Source organism: Salipaludibacillus neizhouensis, from assembly GCF_002886185.1.
GTDB classification, from domain to species: Bacteria; Bacillota; Bacilli; order Bacillales; family Salisediminibacteriaceae; genus Salipaludibacillus; species Salipaludibacillus neizhouensis.
The window spans coordinates 1,612,834-1,632,258 of sequence record NZ_KZ614146.1; the positions used below are offsets into that span (position 1 = coordinate 1,612,834).

Sequence of the window (19,425 nt, forward strand, 5' to 3'; positions counted from 1 at the left end):
TAAAAAGGGGAACTAAGACAGCTTTTTGCACCTCGAGTTTCTAATCCGACAACACGCTTATTTAATAAAGAAGGTTGCCGAAAGGCGGAAATTTAGGTACAATTTCGATACAATATCATTCTAATGAACTACGCCTTTATATATTCAGAACAGTTTTGAAAGGGGTTTCACTATTGAGGATCTTGCTTTTCTTCTATTTGTTATTAATTGGTTTATTTGTAGGATACGTTTATAACTATCAAACAACAGATTCGATCGAACGAGAGTGGTCGGAAAATGAACTTACAGGAAATATGGATGAAACTTATGTAATGGTAACATTTCAAGTAGGAATTGATTATTGGAAACGATCATTAAAAGGCTTTGAAGATGCAGCTGAAGCAATGAATGTTTCCGTTGAATATCGAGGTGCAACGCAATATGATGTAGATGAAGAAATTACTGTTCTTGAACAGGTCATTGCAAAAAATCCTGCGGGAATTGCTGTATCAACGATGGACCCAAGAGCATTAAATCCTGTTATTGAAAACGCAGTGGATGCTGGTATTCCTGTGGTTATGTTTGACTCCGATGCACCGGAAAGTGAAGCTTATTCTTTCTTAGGAACCGATAATTATAACGCTGGGGTAGAAGCAGCAAACAAGATGGCAGAATTACTAAATGAAGAAGGAGAGGTGGGTGTGATTACACAGCCACATCAATTGAATCATCAAGAACGTACTCAGGGCTTTCAAGATACTATATTTGTCGAATATCCTAATATGAAAGTCGTTTCTATTAAGGATGGCAGAGGAGAACAGATGCTCTCTAAAGCTGCTGCAGAAGATATTATGAGGGAGTACCCTGATATAGCTGGAATTTTTGCCACGGAAGCAAATGGAGGAGTTGGAGTCGGACTTGCTACTGTAGCTAATAATCGTCAAGATTTGATTAAAATTATCAGTTTTGACACGGGAAAAGGGACCCTTGATATGATAGAAGATGGTGTTATATCTGCAACATTAGCACAGGGCACGTGGGAGATGGGGTATTGGTCATTGCAATTTTTATTCCATCTTCAACACGATATTGTTGAACAAGAAAATGACAGCATGCCATTACCGCGCTTTGTAGACACGGGAGTGACGATCGTAACAAAAGAAAATGTGGATTCTTATTATCCGCAATAAACCCTCAAGAATGGATTGATTATATTGAAGCGCTGGATCCAAATTAATAATTTACCGATTCGATATAAGTTGATCTCTCACTTTTTAATTATTAGTATTATTCCGATTATTTGTTTAGGAATGTTAATTAATTGGACAGTTGAACGTGTACTGGAGCAACAGGTCAATGAAAATACGTTACAGCTTATCAGTAAAGTCAACGAAACCTTTGAATTTCATATAAATAACTTACAAAGTATCACTTATTTTATTGCTTTTAATGATGATGTTCAAAATTTTTTTAATCAACAAGATGACCAACTAAATATAGATACGAATACGGAGTATGATATCCAACGCTATCTCCGTAATTTTACGACATTAGCTCCCGAAGTAGCTGGATTGTTGATTGTCAACAACGATGGAAACTATGTTAGTAATGAATTCTATGCACAAGCAACAGAGGATTTAACAAAGGAATCCTGGTATAAAGAAGCAGTGGATAATAAAGGTATTTTTAAAATCATCGGTCAACCGGAAAACCGAAATATATCTTCCTTAGTAAATTATCAAAATGATGATGTCGTTTCTGTAGTTCGAGCAGTAGTAGACCCTTACACACAGGAAGTCCAGGGAGTTATATTAATTGATTTGAAATTAAGAGTGATTGCTGAAACATTGGTAGATGTCCGTTTAGGGAAAACCGGTTATTTAATGGTTGTTGATGATCAAAACCAAAATATTTATCAGCCTGATGATCCTTTAATTGACACAATTCCAAACGAATGGTTAGAAGGGAAAAATTCTGGTACTTTCTCCAAAGAAATAAATTCTCAAAAATTACAATTTATTTTTCAGGAATCTTCGTTTGCTAACTGGACGACAATAGGGGTCTTTCCAGCTGAAGAAACAATTTTCGAAATGCGGGAGATTAGATTTTATTTAGTTGTTTTTGTTTTTGGCCTTATGTTATTTGGGATACCAGTTTCTTATTTTTTATCAAATTCGATATCTAAACCGATCTCACAATTAATGACCTTTATGCGAAAAGCAGAAGGTGGGAATCTTAACGTTCGTTACAAGGAAAAACGGGATGATGAAATTGGCTTACTAGGGCGCAGTTTTAACAAAATGTTAACCCAAATAAATCACTTGCTTCGATTAACAGAGCGGCATGAAAGGCAAAAACGAGAAGCAGAGTTCAGAAGTCTCCAAGCAAATATTAATCCACATTTTCTGTACAACACACTCGATACGATACAGTGGATGGCTAGAAAACAAAAGGCAGAGGATGTAGCAGAGGTAGTTGAGTCGCTGGCAAAATTATTCCGGATAGGTTTAAGTCAAGGCAGAGACACGATTACATTAACAGAGGAAATTGATCATATAGAAAGTTATCTAATGATACAAAAGACAAGGTATCGTGAGAAGTTGAATTATCACATTGATGTCGATGGCGGTACTCGTTCTTTCTATGTTTTAAAATTTATTCTACAGCCGATTATTGAGAACGCCATCTATCATGGTATTAAGGAACGAAGAGGCCCTGGCCATATTAGTGTTAAAGCGAAAGAAATAGAAGACCAATTAATGATTGTTATCCAAGATGATGGAGTAGGAATGTCGGAATTAAAACTTCAAGAAATGCGCCATTCATTAAGTGAGGCTATTATGAGAACAGAAAACCAAGGTGACACAAGAGATAAAAAAGGATATGGCATGTTGAATGTACAAGCTCGCATCAAACTTGCCTTTGGAGATCGCTACGGTATGTATATCCAGAGTGAAGAAAAAGTTGGTACTATAGTTGAAATTTCATTACCAATTCTAGTAAACGATATGATTGTAAAAGGGGATTAACACAATGAAAAAATGGAAGGTATTAATCGCAGATGATGAATTCATAATACGTGATGGTATTCGTTCTTCCGTTGACTGGGAAAAATATAATATGGAAGTCATAGGCGAAGCGGAAGATGGAGAGGAAGCTGTGGAATTAGCAATTACACATCAGATTGATATCTTATTGATTGATATAAATATGCCGATTATGAATGGTTTTATTGCAATGAAGCAATTGAAAGAGCAACTTCCCAATTGTAAAATGCTAGTCATATCGGGTTACGATGAGTTCAGCTATGCACAAGAAGCTATTCGTTTGCATGTTGAAGACTATTTACTGAAGCCAGTAAATCCAGAAAAATTGCAAATTTTGCTAATGGAAATAAAGGAAAAGCTAGACATAGAAGTGAATAAGGAAGTTTACTTAAAACAAGCGGCCAGCCAAATCAAAAAAAATCAAGCTCAAATGAAGAGAAGGTTTTTTCAGGATTGGATTGAACGTAATCTATCATCTGATGAAATTAAAGAACAGTTACATTTTATCGATTTACCTGTCAGTTCACCAAAACAGTACATGGTAATCAGGTGGCCAGAGTATCATCAAAACCAAACGTATATGCAGGAGAACGATCGGCAAATTTTCTTGTTCGCTATTGAAAATATTGTGGAAGAGAAATTAGCAGCTGAAATGTCTGCTGTTTTTCGTGACCAATCAAATCTATTTAATGTATGTTTATGGGAAACAGTGGATAATGACCAAATGAAAGAAATAGAAGAAGCAATTTTAAAATACCTTAAAATCAAAGTATATTGGCATATAGAGGACGTTGACGTTGACGACTTAACGAATTTATATAAAACCTATGAAATGTGTAAATTAAAAGTAGATAAACAAATAAGAGTTTCCCCAATCGTTAAAGAGGCACAACTCTATGTGCAACAGAATTATCAGGATTCTTCCCTTACGTTAGAAAGGGTTGCGGAACAATTGCATGTATCATCTGTATACTTAAGCCGTATGATGAAACAGGAGTTAGCCATTTCTTACGTCGGCCTTTTAAAACAGATGCGCATAAATAAAGCTACTGATTTATTGAAAACAACGGATATGTCCATTCGTGCCATCGCAGAGGAAGTTGGTTTTGACTCTCAGCATTATTTCAGTACAACTTTTAAAAAAATGGTAGGCGTATCACCAAATCAATTTAAGAAATGAACGCTAAGCGAAAGCACTTTCCATATATAATGGAAGTGCTTTCTCTCGAGAGATAAGTATTTATAAAATTGGCAGCTACCTTCACACCGCAAGTATCAAGGGAAACCAACCTCCTTTCGAGTAGCACCTAAACGAAAACCGTAGGTGCTACTCGGGGTGGTGGAAGCGGACGCTGTATTTAATAAAAGACGGCTATGCTGTTTTTTATTTAAAAAACAAATATCTATAAAAAAATAACCTAAATTCATAGAGTTTGTTCTCCCTTTGTTACATTTAGATTAAATTTTTATAAAAACAGTTTAAAATAATGTAAAGGCTTTCAGCGTAAAGAATGATATTCTATATTTAGAAAGAAAATAAAAGTAATGAAAGGGGTTTCAATTATGAAGAAATTAGGTTTATTCGCACTATTATTTGGTTTTATGTTGTTTTTAGCTGCTTGTGGCGGAGGAAATGATAACGCTTCTGGAGAAACTAGCAATAATGGAAATGGAGAAGAAGTAGAGTCAAAAGATGCTTCAATAGGTATCGCTATGCCAACAAAATCATCAGCACGATGGGTAGATGATGGAGATAATATGGTTAAGCAATTAGAAGCACTTGGTTATGAAACTGATTTGCAGTATGCAGAGGACGATGTGGATAAGCAAATCGAACAAATTGAAAACATGATCGTAAAAGGAGCAAATGTACTAGTTGTTGCATCGATTGATGGAACAGCACTTACAAATGTTTTAGAAAAAGCGGCTGACCAAGGTATCGAAGTTATTGCGTATGACCGTTTAATTATGGGATCACCAGATGTTAGTTATTATGCAACATTTGATAATTTCCAAGTAGGGGTTTTACAAGCTTCATATATTGAAGAAACATTAAATCTAGCTGAAGAAGAAGGTCCATTTAATGTTGAACTATTCGGTGGATCACCGGATGATAATAACGCTAATTTCTTCTGGGATGGTGCTATGTCCATTCTTCAACCACATATCGATAGTGGAAAAGTAGTCATTCAAAGTGAGCAAACAGAATTTGAACAAGCAGCAACAATGCGTTGGGATGGAAACTTAGCAAAATCTCGTATGGAGAACATTTTAAGTAAAGCTTATTCTGATGGCGAAACTGTTGATGCAGTATTGTCACCATATGACGGCATTAGCCGTGGTGTTATCCAAGCATTAAAAGGTGTAGGTTATGGTTCTGGCGATCTACCAATGCCAGTAATTTCAGGGCAAGATGCTGAATTAGCTTCGATTAAATCAATCATTGCTGGTGAGCAAACTCAAACAGTTTTCAAAGATACACGTGTTCTAGCTGAAGTCGTAGTTAACATGATTGATGCAATTTTAGCTGGTGAAGAGGCAGAAGTTAATAATACAGAAACATATGACAACGGTGTAGAAGTAATTCCTTCTTATCTAGTAGAGCCTGTTTCAGTAGATATTGATAACTACCAGGAAGTTGTTATGGATGCCGGATATTACGAAGAGTCTGAATTAGAATAATAATAAACAAAACTGATTTAGTGGTGATCTCGATCGCCACTAAATCGTTTCATTACGTATTTCCGAGAAAGTGGGTGCGAGAATGTCAGATTATATTTTAGAAATGAGAAGTATAACGAAAACATTCCCCGGCGTTAAAGCGTTAGATGATGTGAATTTAAAAGTTAATAGAGGCGAAATCCATGCATTAATGGGTGAGAACGGTGCTGGTAAGTCCACTTTAATGAAAGTGTTAAGTGCTGTTTATCCAAGCGGTTCTTATGAAGGTAGTATTTATTTCGAAGGGGAAGAATGCCATTTTAAAGATATTAAACAAAGTGAAAATTCCGGAATTGTAATTATTCACCAAGAATTGGCTTTAAGTCCTTTTTTATCAATCGCCGAAAATATTTTCTTAGGAAACGAACGACAGTCTAATAAAATTATGAAATGGCAGGCAACGTTTTCGGAATCTAAAAAACTATTAGAACAAGTTGGATTAAAAGATTCACCCGAAACGATTGTAAAGGATATTGGTGTTGGTAAACAACAACTCGTTGAAATTGCCAAAGCCCTATCGAAAAATGTAAAACTATTAATTCTCGATGAGCCAACAGCGGCACTAAATGAAACAGATAGTGCAAATTTACTAAAACTGTTGGATGAACTTAGAAAACAAGGAATTACTTCTATTCTTATTTCTCATAAATTAAATGAAGTCGTCAGTATTTCGGATTCTATTACAGTTTTACGAGATGGAAAAACAATTGAAACAATTGATGCTCAAGGAGAAGATGCTTCAGAGGATCGCATTATCAAGGCAATGGTTGGCCGAGATATGACAAGTAGATTCCCTGTACGGGTTCCAAATATTGGTGAAACTGTATTTGAAGTAAAAGATTGGAATGTCTATCATCCTCAACAACGAGATCGTAAAATGCTAGACAATGTGAATATACATATTCGTCGAGGTGAAATTGTAGGTCTAGCTGGCTTAATGGGAGCAGGCAGAACCGAACTTGCGATGAGTATATTCGGAAAAACTTATGGTAAGCAGATAACTGGAACCTTACACAAAAATGGCAAACTAATTAAAGCTGATACTGTAAGTGATGCCATTGCACAAGGTCTTGCGTACGTTTCAGAAGACCGAAAAACTTATGGTCTGAACCTTATTGATGATATTAAACGCAACATTACCTTGTCTAACTTAAAACGAGTTTCCAAAAATTCTATTATAGATGAGAATAAGGAAATAACGGAAGCGCAATTTTTACGAGAAAAATTAAATATTAAAACTCCGTCACTTACACAATTAGCCGGTAATTTAAGTGGGGGGAATCAACAAAAAATTGTATTAAGTAAATGGATTTTTACTGAGCCGGATATTTTAATTTTGGATGAGCCTACACGTGGTATTGATGTGGGTGCTAAGTTTGAAATATATTCTCAAATAAACGAATTAGCGGCTGAGGGATTAGCTGTGCTTGTAATATCTTCCGAGTTGCCTGAGATTCTTGGACTCTCGGATCGAATTTATGTAATGAATGAGGGTCGTATATCTGGGGAGCTTGAGCGCGGGATAGCGAATCAAGAAAATGTGATGCGTTATATGACCGGATCTGGAGGTGCTAGTAATGAAAACATTAATTAATTTATTTAGCAATAATATTCGTCAATACGGTATGATCATTGCACTTGTGTTTATAACAGCCTTATTTTTTATACTAACTGATGGAATCTTATTTAAACCTTTAAACCTGACCAACCTAATCCTACAAAACGGCTTTATTTTAGTTTTAGCCATTGGTATGGTTTTGGTCATTATTACGGGAAATATTGATTTATCAGTAGGATCTGTCGTTGCTTTCGTTGGTGCCATAGCTGGGGTACTCATGATCAATAACAATGTGCCAGTAGTGTTAGCAATTGTATTATCCATTCTTGTAGGTGCTTTAATTGGTGTTTGGCAGGGATTTTGGATTGCCTATATAGGAATACCTTCCTTTATTGTAACCTTAGCAGGGATGTTAATTTTCAGGGGTTTAACTTTATATCTATTAGATGGGCAATCACTTGCACCATTTCCTGAGTCTTTCAGAATACTAAGTGGTGGCTTTCTACCCGATGTATTTGGTGCAGATGGATTGCATATATTAACACTTATTTTAGCGGGTGTCTTTTCACTCGTCCTGATTTATATGGAATACAGAAGCCGCAAAAAACAAGCGGCATATAGCTTTGATGTTCTTCCTCTTTGGATCTCAGTAACAAAGATGGTTTTATTGCTCTTTGTTATTAACTGGTTTGCTTATCAATTGGCACTCAATAAAGGGATTCCAATGGTATTGGGAATAGTATTTGTACTGATCCTGATTTACACATTTATTATGAACAATACAGTCATGGGTCGTCATATCTATGCAACAGGTGGAAACAAGAAGGCTGCTGATTTATCTGGAATCAAAACCAAACGTGTTGTATTCTGGGTATTTGTAAATAATGGTGTTATTGCAGCTTTAGCTGGTTTAATGTTTGCTTCTCGTTTAGATTCTGCAACACCTGCAGCTGGTAACATGCTAGAGTTAGATGCGATTGCTGCTGTATTTATCGGTGGTGCGTCGATGGCTGGTGGTGTTGGTACAGTCATTGGTGCTATTATTGGTGGACTTGTAATGGGTGTCATGAACAACGGTATGTCCCTAATTGGTATCGGTATCGATTGGCAACAGGCCATAAAAGGTATGGTACTATTACTTGCAGTAGGATTCGATGTATACAATAAAAATAAATCCGGAAACTAATTAATATAAAGAGCATTGAAAAAGTGATTTTTACTTTTTCAATGCTTTTTACATTTATACAAATTATCATTTTATTAAGATTGTTGTTTTCGTCGAACAGAGAGGCTCAAATCCGCTCTAGGCGGACGCTTTCCACGGGCAATAAGTTGAAGTCTCCCCATCCCTTTAAACCCCTAAGCATTTAAATTTGTTTTCAGTGAGCAAACTGATATTATTGGATGGAAACTTCAATTAAGAAAGGATACGTTCATATGTCAACTATACAGATACCCGTTTCAGTTTTAAATCTTGCCCCGATACGACAAGGGGAGGACGCAAAAGGTGCAATTGCTTCGATGGTTGACCTGGCGCAAGCCACTGAGAAAATGGGCTACACGCGTTATTGGATTGCGGAACATCACAATACACCAACACTTGTCAGTTCAGCTACCTCGATGTTAATTAAACATACATTAGAGCATACAGAACATATTCGAGTCGGATCTGGTGGAATTATGCTTCCAAACCATTCTCCATTAATCGTTGCTGAGCAATTTGGCACGATGGCTACTATTTATCCAGACAGGTTGGACTTAGGTCTTGGGCGCGCTCCAGGGACAGACATGAATACGGCTCGTGCATTAAGACGCTCACAAAGTGATGATTCAGTATATACATTTCCAAACGATGTAAAAGAATTACTTACTCGTTTTGGACCTGAAGAAGTTCAAGGTCAAGTAAAAGCCTATCCCGGTGTTGGTACGAATATTCCAATATATATCCTAGGTTCGTCAACTGATTCCGCTGGTTTAGCCGCTAAGTTAGGCTTACCATACGTATTTGCATCTCACTTTGCTCCAAAATATATGGAGGAGGCGATGTCGATTTATCATAATCAATTCCAACCTTCTGCCTATTTGGAGAAACCTTACATGATGGTGTGTCTCAACGTCATTGCCGCTGAAAGTGATGAAGAGGCCAAGTTAGAATCAACAACGATGCAGCAGTTTTTCTTAAATGTTGTCAGAGGTACTCAAAATCCTCTCCAGCCTCCTGTTAAAAATATGGACGAAATTTGGAGTCAACGCGAAAAAGAAATGGCTTCTTCGATGTCCAGTGTAACGATAATGGGAAGTAAAGACTCCGTTAGAGAACAGCTTATTAATTTTCAAGAAAAGTATCGCGTCGATGAAATCATGGCAGTATCGTATATTTATGATCCTGAAAAGCAAAAACGTTCCTATGAGATTTTAAAAGAAGTAGTCGATGAGAAATAAAAATAGGTATGGAAAAAGCAAATCCTTTTCAGTAAAGGATTTGCTTTTTTGTGCTCTAAAGATATTAAATGCAATTATATGTGAAATAGTCAAAGTTTTTAACAAGAATTCTGTCATTTTCGAATAGGCTAATAATGACTAAAAATAGGTATTAGAAAGGGGCATATATTATGATTCGAATATCGGGAGAGCCCTTTCAACATAATCAGAATTGGCCTAGTGGCAGCCCAGAAGGTATAATCGTTCAATCGATGCAAGAAGCTTCTATGGTTTATTCCTATGAAACCAAAGATCAGCTATCTTTCGAACTTCAGTTACGAAAAAACATCATGAACAGTGCAAATCAGATGAACAAAAGCAATGCACAATTTGCTACCTTTGAAAATTCTCGTTGTAACCCTCAATATTGGCAATTAACAGACACAGGGGGATTTCGCCTCCAGCAAGGAGTGCGTCCTTCCGTCGCCATTCGAGATATTTTCCAAAACGGTTCGCAATACGCTTTTGAATGTGCTGGAGCCATGGTAATTATTTATTACCATGCGGTTTTAAATCAAATTGGAGAGAGCCTATTTAATCAATTTTTTCAGGATATCTTTATATACAGCTGGCATTTTGACGCTGATCTAGGAATACGTCCGACCTATATAAATTCGTTTTTACTTGGCGATGTTGTCTACTTTAAGAATCCGGAAGTGGCTCCTAACACTTCCTATTGGCGAGGAGAAAATGCTGTCGTTATGGGGGAAGATCTCTATTTTGGTCATGGATTAGGACTAATGACAGCCGATCAGATGATTCAATCATTGAACCGGTATCGTATTCCAGGCGCTAATGCATCCGCTTATTTAACAAACGTAGTAGCTAGACCATCTTTCAAAAACCTGTATCGTATTTCGATGCCATCTCGAGAATCTTCTCTTCGCAAATATCAGTATGTAGTCATTGAGCATAATGAAAGCTCGATTCCATTCGACCGGTACCGATTTTTCCTGAACGGGATTTATAATCGGTAAATTTTAATTCTTGAAAAATGTCGGGATTGGAACAGTTAATTTCCATCCCTTTCTTGAAAGTTAAGAATTTATAAGTTGACAGCTATCTTTACGCCACAAGCATCAAGGGAAGCCCATCTCCTTTCGAGTAGCACCTACAATCACTACTTAGGTGCTACTCGGGGGTGCCGAAAGCTCACGCAGTAATTAACAAAAGTCTCTTTGCGTTTTTCTTAAACAGTTGTATTGATTCATGAACTAAGGCAAAATAAAGAGTATCAAAATAGTTTTTTGATAAAATTACGAGTCCGTCACCAGGTCTTACCGTGTAGTTGAAAAGGAGATGTTTTTTTGGTTAAAAAAGTCATTTTAAATGAAACACCTATTGATTTAGAAGGATATGAGGAAGACATTGTTGATGGTTTAATCAAAATATCCCTTCTTTTTAACGTTAGTCATCGGGACTATCATGAGATAACAACATTACTTTATAAAGGAACGTTTGATGTGAAAGTTCCTGATAAAAACCTATCCTTTAAAGGAACAATACATAACTATTCAACCTCGATTACGAATTTATATAAGCAGGAAAGCGTTGGTGAGTTTCACTTAAGTTTAATAGAACTTGCCTAAAGTCAGTCACTTGAGATTTCAACAGTCAAGACCCTGTGTGGCATTTGAGTGTCACTAAACAACACTTTTAGCATCACTCAGATTCAAGGAGATACTTACTGTCGCTGACTGTTATCACGTTGTCATTATTCCCCGGGGGTAGTTCCATGCTTAAGTGCGTATTATACTAAGGGAAGAAGTTTTAGCTCTACCTTTTTTCTGGAAGGAGAAGCCATGGATTACATGTTAGATATTCACAGTCAAGCAGTAACACATACAAAAAATAAAATTTTAAAAGATATTGATGATTACCTGGGAAGTAAAGAAGAATTATCATCTTATGAGCAATACCTTATGGAAAGAAGACATTATGTTGATCAAATATGGATAAATGTTTGGCTAACGAAAATAACGAATGACATTTCTAAAAAGGAAAAAAAACAGTTTTTAAAGCAGAGGGAGTACGAAGTTGACGGTGTGGACCGAAAAGTAATTAATCGATTGTTTCGAACTGAAATGAGATCGCACCATCCGTTTGATGTATTAAGTTGGCTGAATGACACGTTTTTCCGGCAAAAAAACGTGTGGGAAAAGCGATACCATGCTGCAAGGGAACTTTTCCTGCAAGAAAAAGCTGAAAATAACCTGGAACATGAAAAAACTTCCATGAAATTGGCTATAACTCGTGAAATAAAACGACTTATTAAAAAAGATGCTTTTCTTTTTTATCTTTATATTCGGCATTATATTTCTCTTCAACTAAAAAATGATTTGACTAATCATAAGTATAAAACCGCTGATACGTTTAAACTGGAAGAGAAATTAATTCCAGAGGGATATCTAAGTGATAGAGATTACATAAAGGTAAACGACTTTCTCTATGAGCTCACCGGTTCTATACAAAAAACTAATTATTGGGAATATGAAACGTACCATGATAAATATGACAAAGCTGTTGGAGAAATCTTATCAGAACGTGTATCCGAAATCCTTCTAGATCAATTACCGGAAACCGTTAAAAAAGAGTACAGTAATGTGTACCACAGAGAGTTAACGCCTGTTATTTTATACGAACTTAGTAGGCAAAGAATGTATGCATTACAAGAAGAATTTCTTGAGAAAATAGCAGAAGAATATTTTTCTGATCTCATTAACCTAGCAGCGCTTCCATTTGATGAAGCTACGCATCAAGAAAGATATCATGAGGATCTGATGGAGCAGGAACATAGAAAAGAACAAGAGTTATTGGCTATTAAACAAGAAGAAAAAGCAGAAGAACGGATGTTAGAGGATATTTTTGGACGTGAGTACAACCTTTCTTTAGGTAGAGATATTGATTACGTGCTTCATATTGGAGAAACGAACACCGGGAAAACTTATCGTGCACTAGAACGAATGAAACAATTGCCAAGTGGTATTTATCTTGCACCTCTTCGTCTGTTAGCATTGGAAGTATACGACAAGCTAAATGCAGAAGGAGTCCTCTGTGGTTTAAAAACCGGTGAGGAAGAAAAAGACGTGGATGATGCTACTCATATTTCCTGTACCGTTGAGATGTTTCATGAACGGGACCACTATGATATTGTAATCATCGACGAAGCCCAAATGGTTGCCGATAAAGACCGGGGTTTTTCATGGTACAAAGCCATAACGAAAGCCAATGCTAAGGAAGTCCATATAATCGGTAGTAAAAATTCGAAAGAAATGGTCTTACAGCTATTAGGGGATTCCACCGTCGACATCCGAGAATATAAGCGCGATGTCCCTCTAGAAGTGGACCAGAATATTTTCCGTATCAAGCATGCAACAAAAGGAGATGCACTCGTTTGTTTTTCCCGAAAAAGAGTGTTGGAAACAGCATCAGCATTAGAAAATTCGGGACATTCAGTGAGCATGATCTATGGCAGTATGCCACCGGAAACAAGAAAAAAACAAATGAAACGTTTTGTAAAAGGAGAGACAAGCGTTATTGTTTCTACAGATGCGATAGGAATGGGTCTAAATTTACCGATAAGACGGATTGTTTTCCTGGAAAATGAAAAATTTGATGGAACAAGAAGAAGACGTCTAACCTCTCAAGAAGTGAAACAAATAGCGGGTCGTGCAGGACGTAAAGGCATCTACAATATAGGAAGAGTTGCATTTTCAAACGATATTAAAATAATGACACGACTGCTTGAGCAAGAAGATAAACTTGTACAGACGTTTACAGTAGCACCGACAAACGCCATATTCGAACGGTTTCAAAGCTACTCACGTGACTTTGGTTATTTTTTAGAGATATGGGAAAAATTCGAATGCCCGTTTGGAACGAAAAAAGCATCATTATCTGAGGAGAGAGAATTATATCGATTTATTCAGGATACAGAGATTGAAGCACGGTTTTCGTTAATTGATCTTTATGGATTTTTACACCTGCCTTTTTCCAAAAAAGAATCGGAGCTGACGAGACAGTGGAGGTTAACGATGGAGGCTATCGTTAGCAGTACAGAACTACCAGAGCCACGAATCAAAAGTAAAAATTTGGAGGAATTAGAGCTTTCATATAAAGCTGTTGGATTACATCTCCTGTTTTTGTATCGATTAGGGAAGCGGACCGAAGCTTTATATTGGGAACGATTAAGGCTTGAACTGAGCGACGATGTTCATGAACAGTTAAAGACAGACGTCAAAAAAATCATCAAGAAGTGCAAACATTGTGGCAGAAACTTACCAGCAGATTTCAGATTTCACATTTGTGATGCCTGTCATTGGTCTCTAAAAGGAAGAAATATGCAGTATGAGTATTGACATAGATACCATCATTTCCAAATCGGGCCCTGACCTAGAAGAAAAAAGCTGAATGAACGAACCATAATACTTGTTTTATTAGGAAAATACCTTGTTTTTCTACTGAAAATGTAGTATATTTATCTAAATATTCAAATACATTGAAGAGGAATAGTAGGATTTTTGGAGCGTACAGAGAGCTGTTGGTTGGTGTAAAACAGTGGCAATCAAAATTCGAACTCGCCTTGAAGTAGCTCACTGAACTGGAAAAAGTAGGTGGAGACGGTGCCTGACCGTTACATTAGGAGGATATAAGGGTTTGAACCTTGTATCTGTTCGAGTGCATACCTTTATTAGGTATGAAATCAGAGTGGTACCACGTGGGATATTAATGTCTTTCGTCTCTATAGTTATAGAGATGAAAGACTTTTTTGTTTTTTAAAAGATAATTCAACCAATGAAAGGGTGTTTAGTATATGAAAAAAATTGAGAAGTATTCCAGAAATTATTTTATGCCGCCAGTAAAAAGTATGAAGTGGAGTGAAAAAGAATATATCACGGAAGCTCCGGCATGGTGTAGTGTCGATCTCCGAGATGGTAATCAAGCTTTGGTGGTACCGATGAATCTAGAGGAAAAGTTAGAGTATTTTCAATTATTAGTAGACATTGGCTTTAAGGAAATAGAAGTTGGATTTCCGGCTGCATCAGATACAGAATATGCATTTTTACGAACACTCATTGAAAAAAACTTGATCCCGGATGATGTGACGATCCAAGTTCTTACACAAGCCAGGGAACATATTATTCGTAAAACGTTTGAATCACTGCAAGGTGTCTCAAAAGCGATCGTCCATCTGTATAACTCGACTTCTGTTGCGCAGCGGGAACAGGTTTTCAAAAAGTCGAAAGAAGAAATCATTAGCATTGCAATAACAGGAGCAAAGCTATTAAAAAAATATGCATTGGAAACAGAAGGTAACTTTACCTTTCAATATTCACCGGAAAGCTTCACTGGAACCGAGATTGAGTTTGCGTTGGAAATCTGTAATAACGTGCTTGATGAATGGCAGCCTACTGCAACTGAAAAGGTTATTATCAATTTACCGGCGACAGTGTCCATGTCTATGCCACATGTCTACGCAAGTCAAATTGAGTACATGAGTGATCATCTGAAATACCGTGATAATGTGATTGTTTCTGTTCATCCTCATAATGACAGAGGAACGGGAGTGGCAGATGCAGAATTAGGAATGCTTGCCGGTGCAGACCGGGTCGAAGGTACTTTATTTGGAAATGGAGAAAGAACTGGTAACGTGGATGTTGTAACACTTGCACTTAATATGTTTTCACATGGTGTAGATCCTCAACTAAATCTTGAGAACATTCCAGAAATAATTGCTGTTTTTGAACGGATGACGAAAATGAAAGTAAGTGAAAGACACCCTTACGGCGGGGAACTCGTTTTCACTGCGTTCTCCGGCTCACATCAGGATGCGATATCAAAAGGTATAAAATGGCGAGAGGGTCACGAAGATAAATATTGGACGGTTCCTTACTTGTTAATCGACCCTAAAGATATTGGTAGAGAGTACGAGGGGGATATTATCCGTATTAATAGCCAATCAGGTAAAGGCGGCATCGCTTATGTACTTGGTCAAAAATATGGTTTGGATTTACCTACAGAAATGCGGGAAAGTTTCGGTTACAGCGTGAAAAATATCTCGGATCGTTTACACAAAGAACTTGTTCCTAAAGACATATACGACATTTTCGTGAAAGAATACGTAAACATAGAAAAACCTTTTGCGTTTATTAATTACCAGTTCAAAAGTTATGATGACTACCATACTACTGTTAAAATTAAAGTTAATAATGACGTTCAAGAGTTTGAAGGGATTGGAAACGGTCGTCTGGATGCCATAAGTAATATCATTCAAAACAAATTAGATATAAAATATACAAATCTCGTTTATAAGGAACATGCATTAGAAATAGGTTCTGGTTCACAGGCTGTTTCCTATGTAGGTATCACATCCGAAGATGGCAGTGTTTATTGGGGCTGCGGCATTGATATGGATATCATGGCTTCTTCTATCAAAGCATTGTTCAGTGCCGTCAACAAATTAATCAGCGTGGAAGCTACTCCAGTGAAATAATTGATCTAATGATACAAGGATTGGGGATGAAATTAGAATGCGCCTATTAACATTTATGAAAGCAGGAGAGTATGCTTTAGGTATCAAATTAGATCATGGAATTATTGATATAGAGGCAGCTTTAGCTGTTGAACCGGACAATCGAGTACCAGTTAGTGTCACGCATATCCTTGAAGGGGGTGATCGCGCTGTCGCTTCCCTTGAAAACTATCTAGAGAAACTGGATAACAAAAGCGATTCATCCTATATGTTGAATGAAGAGGAAATTGTATGGGGACCCAGCGTCACCCATCCGAATAAAATTATCTGTATCGGACTGAACTATCGAAAGCATGCAGATGAAACAGGAGCTGCATATCCTGAGTATCCGATTCTTTTCAACAAGTTTAATAACGCACTAACCGGTCATCAATCTGATATAGCTGTTCCAAATGTTACGAAAAAGTTGGACTATGAAGTAGAGTTAGGAATCGTCATAGGAAAACAAGGGAAATATATCTCTAAAGACAACGCATTGGATCACGTCTTCGGTTACTGTACTGCTAACGATTTGTCAGCACGTGATTTACAACGCAGAACCCCTCAATGGTTACTCGGGAAATCTTGTGATGGTTTTTGCCCAATAGGTCCATTTCTTGTTACAAGTGACGAAGTGGCAGATCCAAACCATTTAAAATTACAAACAACGGTAAATGGAGAAATTAGACAAAACTCGACCACGGCAGATATGATTTTTGGCTGTGACGAGATTATCAGCTACATTTCTCAACATATGACGCTAGTCCCCGGAGACATTATTCTCACAGGCACACCTGAAGGAGTAATCATGGGTTATCCCGAAGCTAAACAAAATTATTTAAATCCAGGGGATAAGGTAACAGTAGAAGTAGAAGGATTAGGAGCTTTATCAAATAGTTTTATAAAAGAAGAGTCATAGTATGATCATTGAGCTATGTTTAATCCGGTTGGGTTTGAACATTCAATGATTAAAAAACTTTTAATAAAAGATAGATGTTATTTTCTTGCTGTCTAGAAAAATGTTGTTTTAAAGTGGCTATCCTTATGCAGTAAGTGGATTTGGGTAGTCGCTTTTTCCCTGTGAATATTATTAATAGAACAATTTGTTTCCTTCAGAACAGTGGGGCTCGAATGCGCTAGATCAACATATTCCTGTCAGAAGGTATTAATAATATTAGCATTTAATAGAATATTACAGTGTTATATTCCTAAAATTAAAAGGCTTTTCTTTAATTCCAATCTTTTTGGATAAATACTTTGACAAACCATGATTATCAAGCTAGTATAGTGATAGAATAATCTGAATATTAGCGAACTTTGTACAAGTATTATTTGTCTGCAATAGTAATAAAACTTCGCTAAATTCAAAGGTATTCAAAAATATATCTCATGAAAGGTGGTCGTTTTTTTGGAAAATCGTGAACAATGGGGGACTAGAGCAGGTTTCATATTAGCTGCTGTCGGTTCTGCAGTAGGGCTCGGGAATATTTGGCGTTTCCCGTATGTCGCTTTTGAAAATGGTGGAGGCGCATTTTTTATACCATACTTATTTGCACTTTTAACTGCTGGTATTCCTTTGCTGATTATGGAATTTACATTGGGTCATAAATACCGTGGGTCTGCACCACTTTCATATGCACGTATGAATAAAAAGGCAGAATGGCTTGGATGGTGGCAAGTGGCGATAGCATTTGTTATATCCACATACTACGCAGTCATTATCGCTTGGGCTATTGCTTATACGTACTTTGCAATCGGACAGCAGTGGGGTGATGCTCCAAGTGATTTCTTATACGGAGAGTATTTACAGCTTTCTGAAGCACCAGGTCAAATAGGTAGTCTTGTACCATCGGTCTTTATTCCATTAATTTTAGTTTGGGTTATTACGTTAGGTGTTTTATTTAAAGGCGTTAAAAAAGGTATTGAAAAAGCTAATCGTATTTTCATTCCAGTACTATTAATAATGTTTTTAATTATTGTTGTCCGCGCACTAACATTAGATGGTGCTGCTCTAGGTTTAGAGACATTCTTCAAACCTAATTGGAGCGAAATCATGTCACCGAGTGTTTGGGTAGCAGCATATGGACAAATATTCTTCAGTTTATCGATAGCATTTGCAATTATGGTTACTTATGCAAGTTACTTGCCAAGAAAAGCAGACATTAATAATAATGCCTTTATAGCAGCTTTTAGTAACTCAAGTGTCGAGTTATTAGCTGGTTTTGGTGTATTTGCTACGTTAGGCTTCATGGCCACTACACAAGGTGTAGCCGTAGAAGAAATTGCCGCAGGGGGCATTGGTTTAGCATTTATGGTATTCCCAGAAATATTAAATTCATTCCCTGGGCTTAATGGTTTTTTCGGTTTCTTATTCTTTGGTTCATTAGTCTTTGCAGGACTGTCCTCATTAATTTCGATCGTAGAAACATTTGTGGCCGGTGTTCAAGATAAATTTAAAGTTTCAAGAGCAAAGGCAGTTATGATTGGTGGTGGGTTATCCGCATTAATCTCGCTCTTATTTGCAACACAGGGTGGGTTATACTTCTTGGATGCAGCGGATTACTTCATTAACACATTTGGTATTGCTTTAGCTGGACTTGTATCCGTTGTTACTGTATCTTGGTTTTTAAAAGAACTAAAGCCACTTCAGGATCACGCGAATACTACATCAGATTTCCGTACTGGCTTATGGTGGAAAATCTGTTTAGGTATTATTACTCCACTCGTACTCGGGTATATGTTTGTATTAAACCTGATTGATAACCTAAAAGCTAATTATGAAGGTTATCCAACATCATTTGTACTTTATTCTGGTTGGGGAGTTGCCCTGGCAGCACTTATCATCGGATTCATTTTTGCGGCGATGAAGTGGGATAAAAAAGATCTTGATGCTTCGACTTACTCAAAAGATGAAGGAGAAGATGTATAATGTCTGGAAGCGCAATTGTTATGATGATTGTAGGAATAATTATTATTTGGGGGGGACTTGCAGCTAGTATTTTAAATGCTGTTAAAGTTGCTAAACAAAAATAACGAAGTTAAGGCATAGGCGAAAGCTTCTGCCTTTTTCTATTTAGAGTAAAGTTTATTGTATTTTAGGCTGATTTTTATAGATTGTTTTTCCCAAT

At 36.9% G+C, this 19,425-nt stretch carries 14 protein-coding genes and 1 other annotated feature; all 14 genes read left to right on the forward strand.

Annotated features, from left to right (window positions below; genetic code table 11):
* Positions 1-173 precede the first annotated feature (173 nt).
* Positions 174-1,169: a substrate-binding domain-containing protein gene (locus CEF18_RS07670; RefSeq protein WP_110935920.1), complete on the forward strand. Its 996-nt coding sequence runs from the start codon at positions 174-176 to the stop codon at positions 1,167-1,169.
* 24 nt (positions 1,170-1,193) lie between these two features.
* A complete protein-coding gene (locus CEF18_RS07675; protein ID WP_110935921.1) occupies positions 1,194-3,008 on the forward strand; it encodes a cache domain-containing sensor histidine kinase in 1,815 nt (604 codons plus the stop codon).
* 4 nt (positions 3,009-3,012) lie between these two features.
* Complete coding sequence (locus tag CEF18_RS07680) at positions 3,013-4,206, forward strand: response regulator transcription factor (RefSeq protein WP_110935922.1); 1,194 nt, start codon at positions 3,013-3,015, stop codon at positions 4,204-4,206.
* A gap of 383 nt (positions 4,207-4,589) precedes the next feature.
* Entirely contained in the window at positions 4,590-5,708 is a 1,119-nt protein-coding gene (chvE, locus tag CEF18_RS07685) for a multiple monosaccharide ABC transporter substrate-binding protein (protein ID WP_110935923.1), read from the forward strand.
* A gap of 82 nt (positions 5,709-5,790) precedes the next feature.
* Entirely contained in the window at positions 5,791-7,341 is a 1,551-nt protein-coding gene (gene mmsA / locus CEF18_RS07690) for a multiple monosaccharide ABC transporter ATP-binding protein (protein WP_110935924.1), read from the forward strand.
* Positions 7,325-8,491 (forward strand): multiple monosaccharide ABC transporter permease, encoded by a 1,167-nt coding sequence (gene mmsB, locus CEF18_RS07695; RefSeq protein WP_110935925.1) that lies wholly within the window; start codon positions 7,325-7,327, stop codon positions 8,489-8,491. Before mmsA ends, mmsB begins: the two co-directional genes overlap by 17 nt.
* Before the next feature lie 251 nt (positions 8,492-8,742).
* Positions 8,743-9,747, forward strand: a complete 1,005-nt coding sequence (locus tag CEF18_RS07700; protein ID WP_110935926.1) for an LLM class flavin-dependent oxidoreductase — start codon at positions 8,743-8,745, stop codon at positions 9,745-9,747.
* Positions 9,748-9,917: 170 nt separating this feature from the next.
* Positions 9,918-10,763, forward strand: coding sequence for a protein-glutamine gamma-glutamyltransferase (locus CEF18_RS07705; RefSeq protein WP_110935927.1), 846 nt, complete (start codon positions 9,918-9,920; stop codon positions 10,761-10,763).
* Positions 10,764-11,093: 330 nt separating this feature from the next.
* On the forward strand, positions 11,094-11,375 hold the full coding sequence (locus tag CEF18_RS07710; RefSeq protein ID WP_110935928.1) for a DUF3219 family protein: 282 nt from the start codon (positions 11,094-11,096) through the stop codon (positions 11,373-11,375).
* A gap of 213 nt (positions 11,376-11,588) precedes the next feature.
* Positions 11,589-14,144 carry a helicase-related protein gene (locus CEF18_RS07715; protein WP_110935929.1) on the forward strand — a complete coding sequence of 852 codons (2,556 nt, stop codon included), beginning with the start codon at positions 11,589-11,591 and terminating at the stop codon, positions 14,142-14,144.
* A 131-nt stretch (positions 14,145-14,275) separates the two neighbouring features.
* Positions 14,276-14,532 (forward strand) — a binding site (T-box leader).
* Between the two features lie 67 nt (positions 14,533-14,599).
* Positions 14,600-16,279, forward strand: coding sequence for a 2-isopropylmalate synthase (locus tag CEF18_RS07720; protein ID WP_110935930.1), 1,680 nt, complete (start codon positions 14,600-14,602; stop codon positions 16,277-16,279).
* 37 nt (positions 16,280-16,316) lie between these two features.
* A complete protein-coding gene (locus tag CEF18_RS07725; RefSeq protein WP_110935931.1) occupies positions 16,317-17,216 on the forward strand; it encodes a fumarylacetoacetate hydrolase family protein in 900 nt (299 codons plus the stop codon).
* A gap of 489 nt (positions 17,217-17,705) precedes the next feature.
* Positions 17,706-19,226: a sodium-dependent transporter gene (locus CEF18_RS07730; RefSeq protein ID WP_110935932.1), complete on the forward strand. Its 1,521-nt coding sequence runs from the start codon at positions 17,706-17,708 to the stop codon at positions 19,224-19,226.
* Positions 19,226-19,330, forward strand: a complete 105-nt coding sequence (locus CEF18_RS07735) for a methionine/alanine import family NSS transporter small subunit (protein ID WP_110935933.1) — start codon at positions 19,226-19,228, stop codon at positions 19,328-19,330. Before CEF18_RS07730 ends, CEF18_RS07735 begins: the two co-directional genes overlap by 1 nt.
* Positions 19,331-19,425 lie beyond the last annotated feature (95 nt).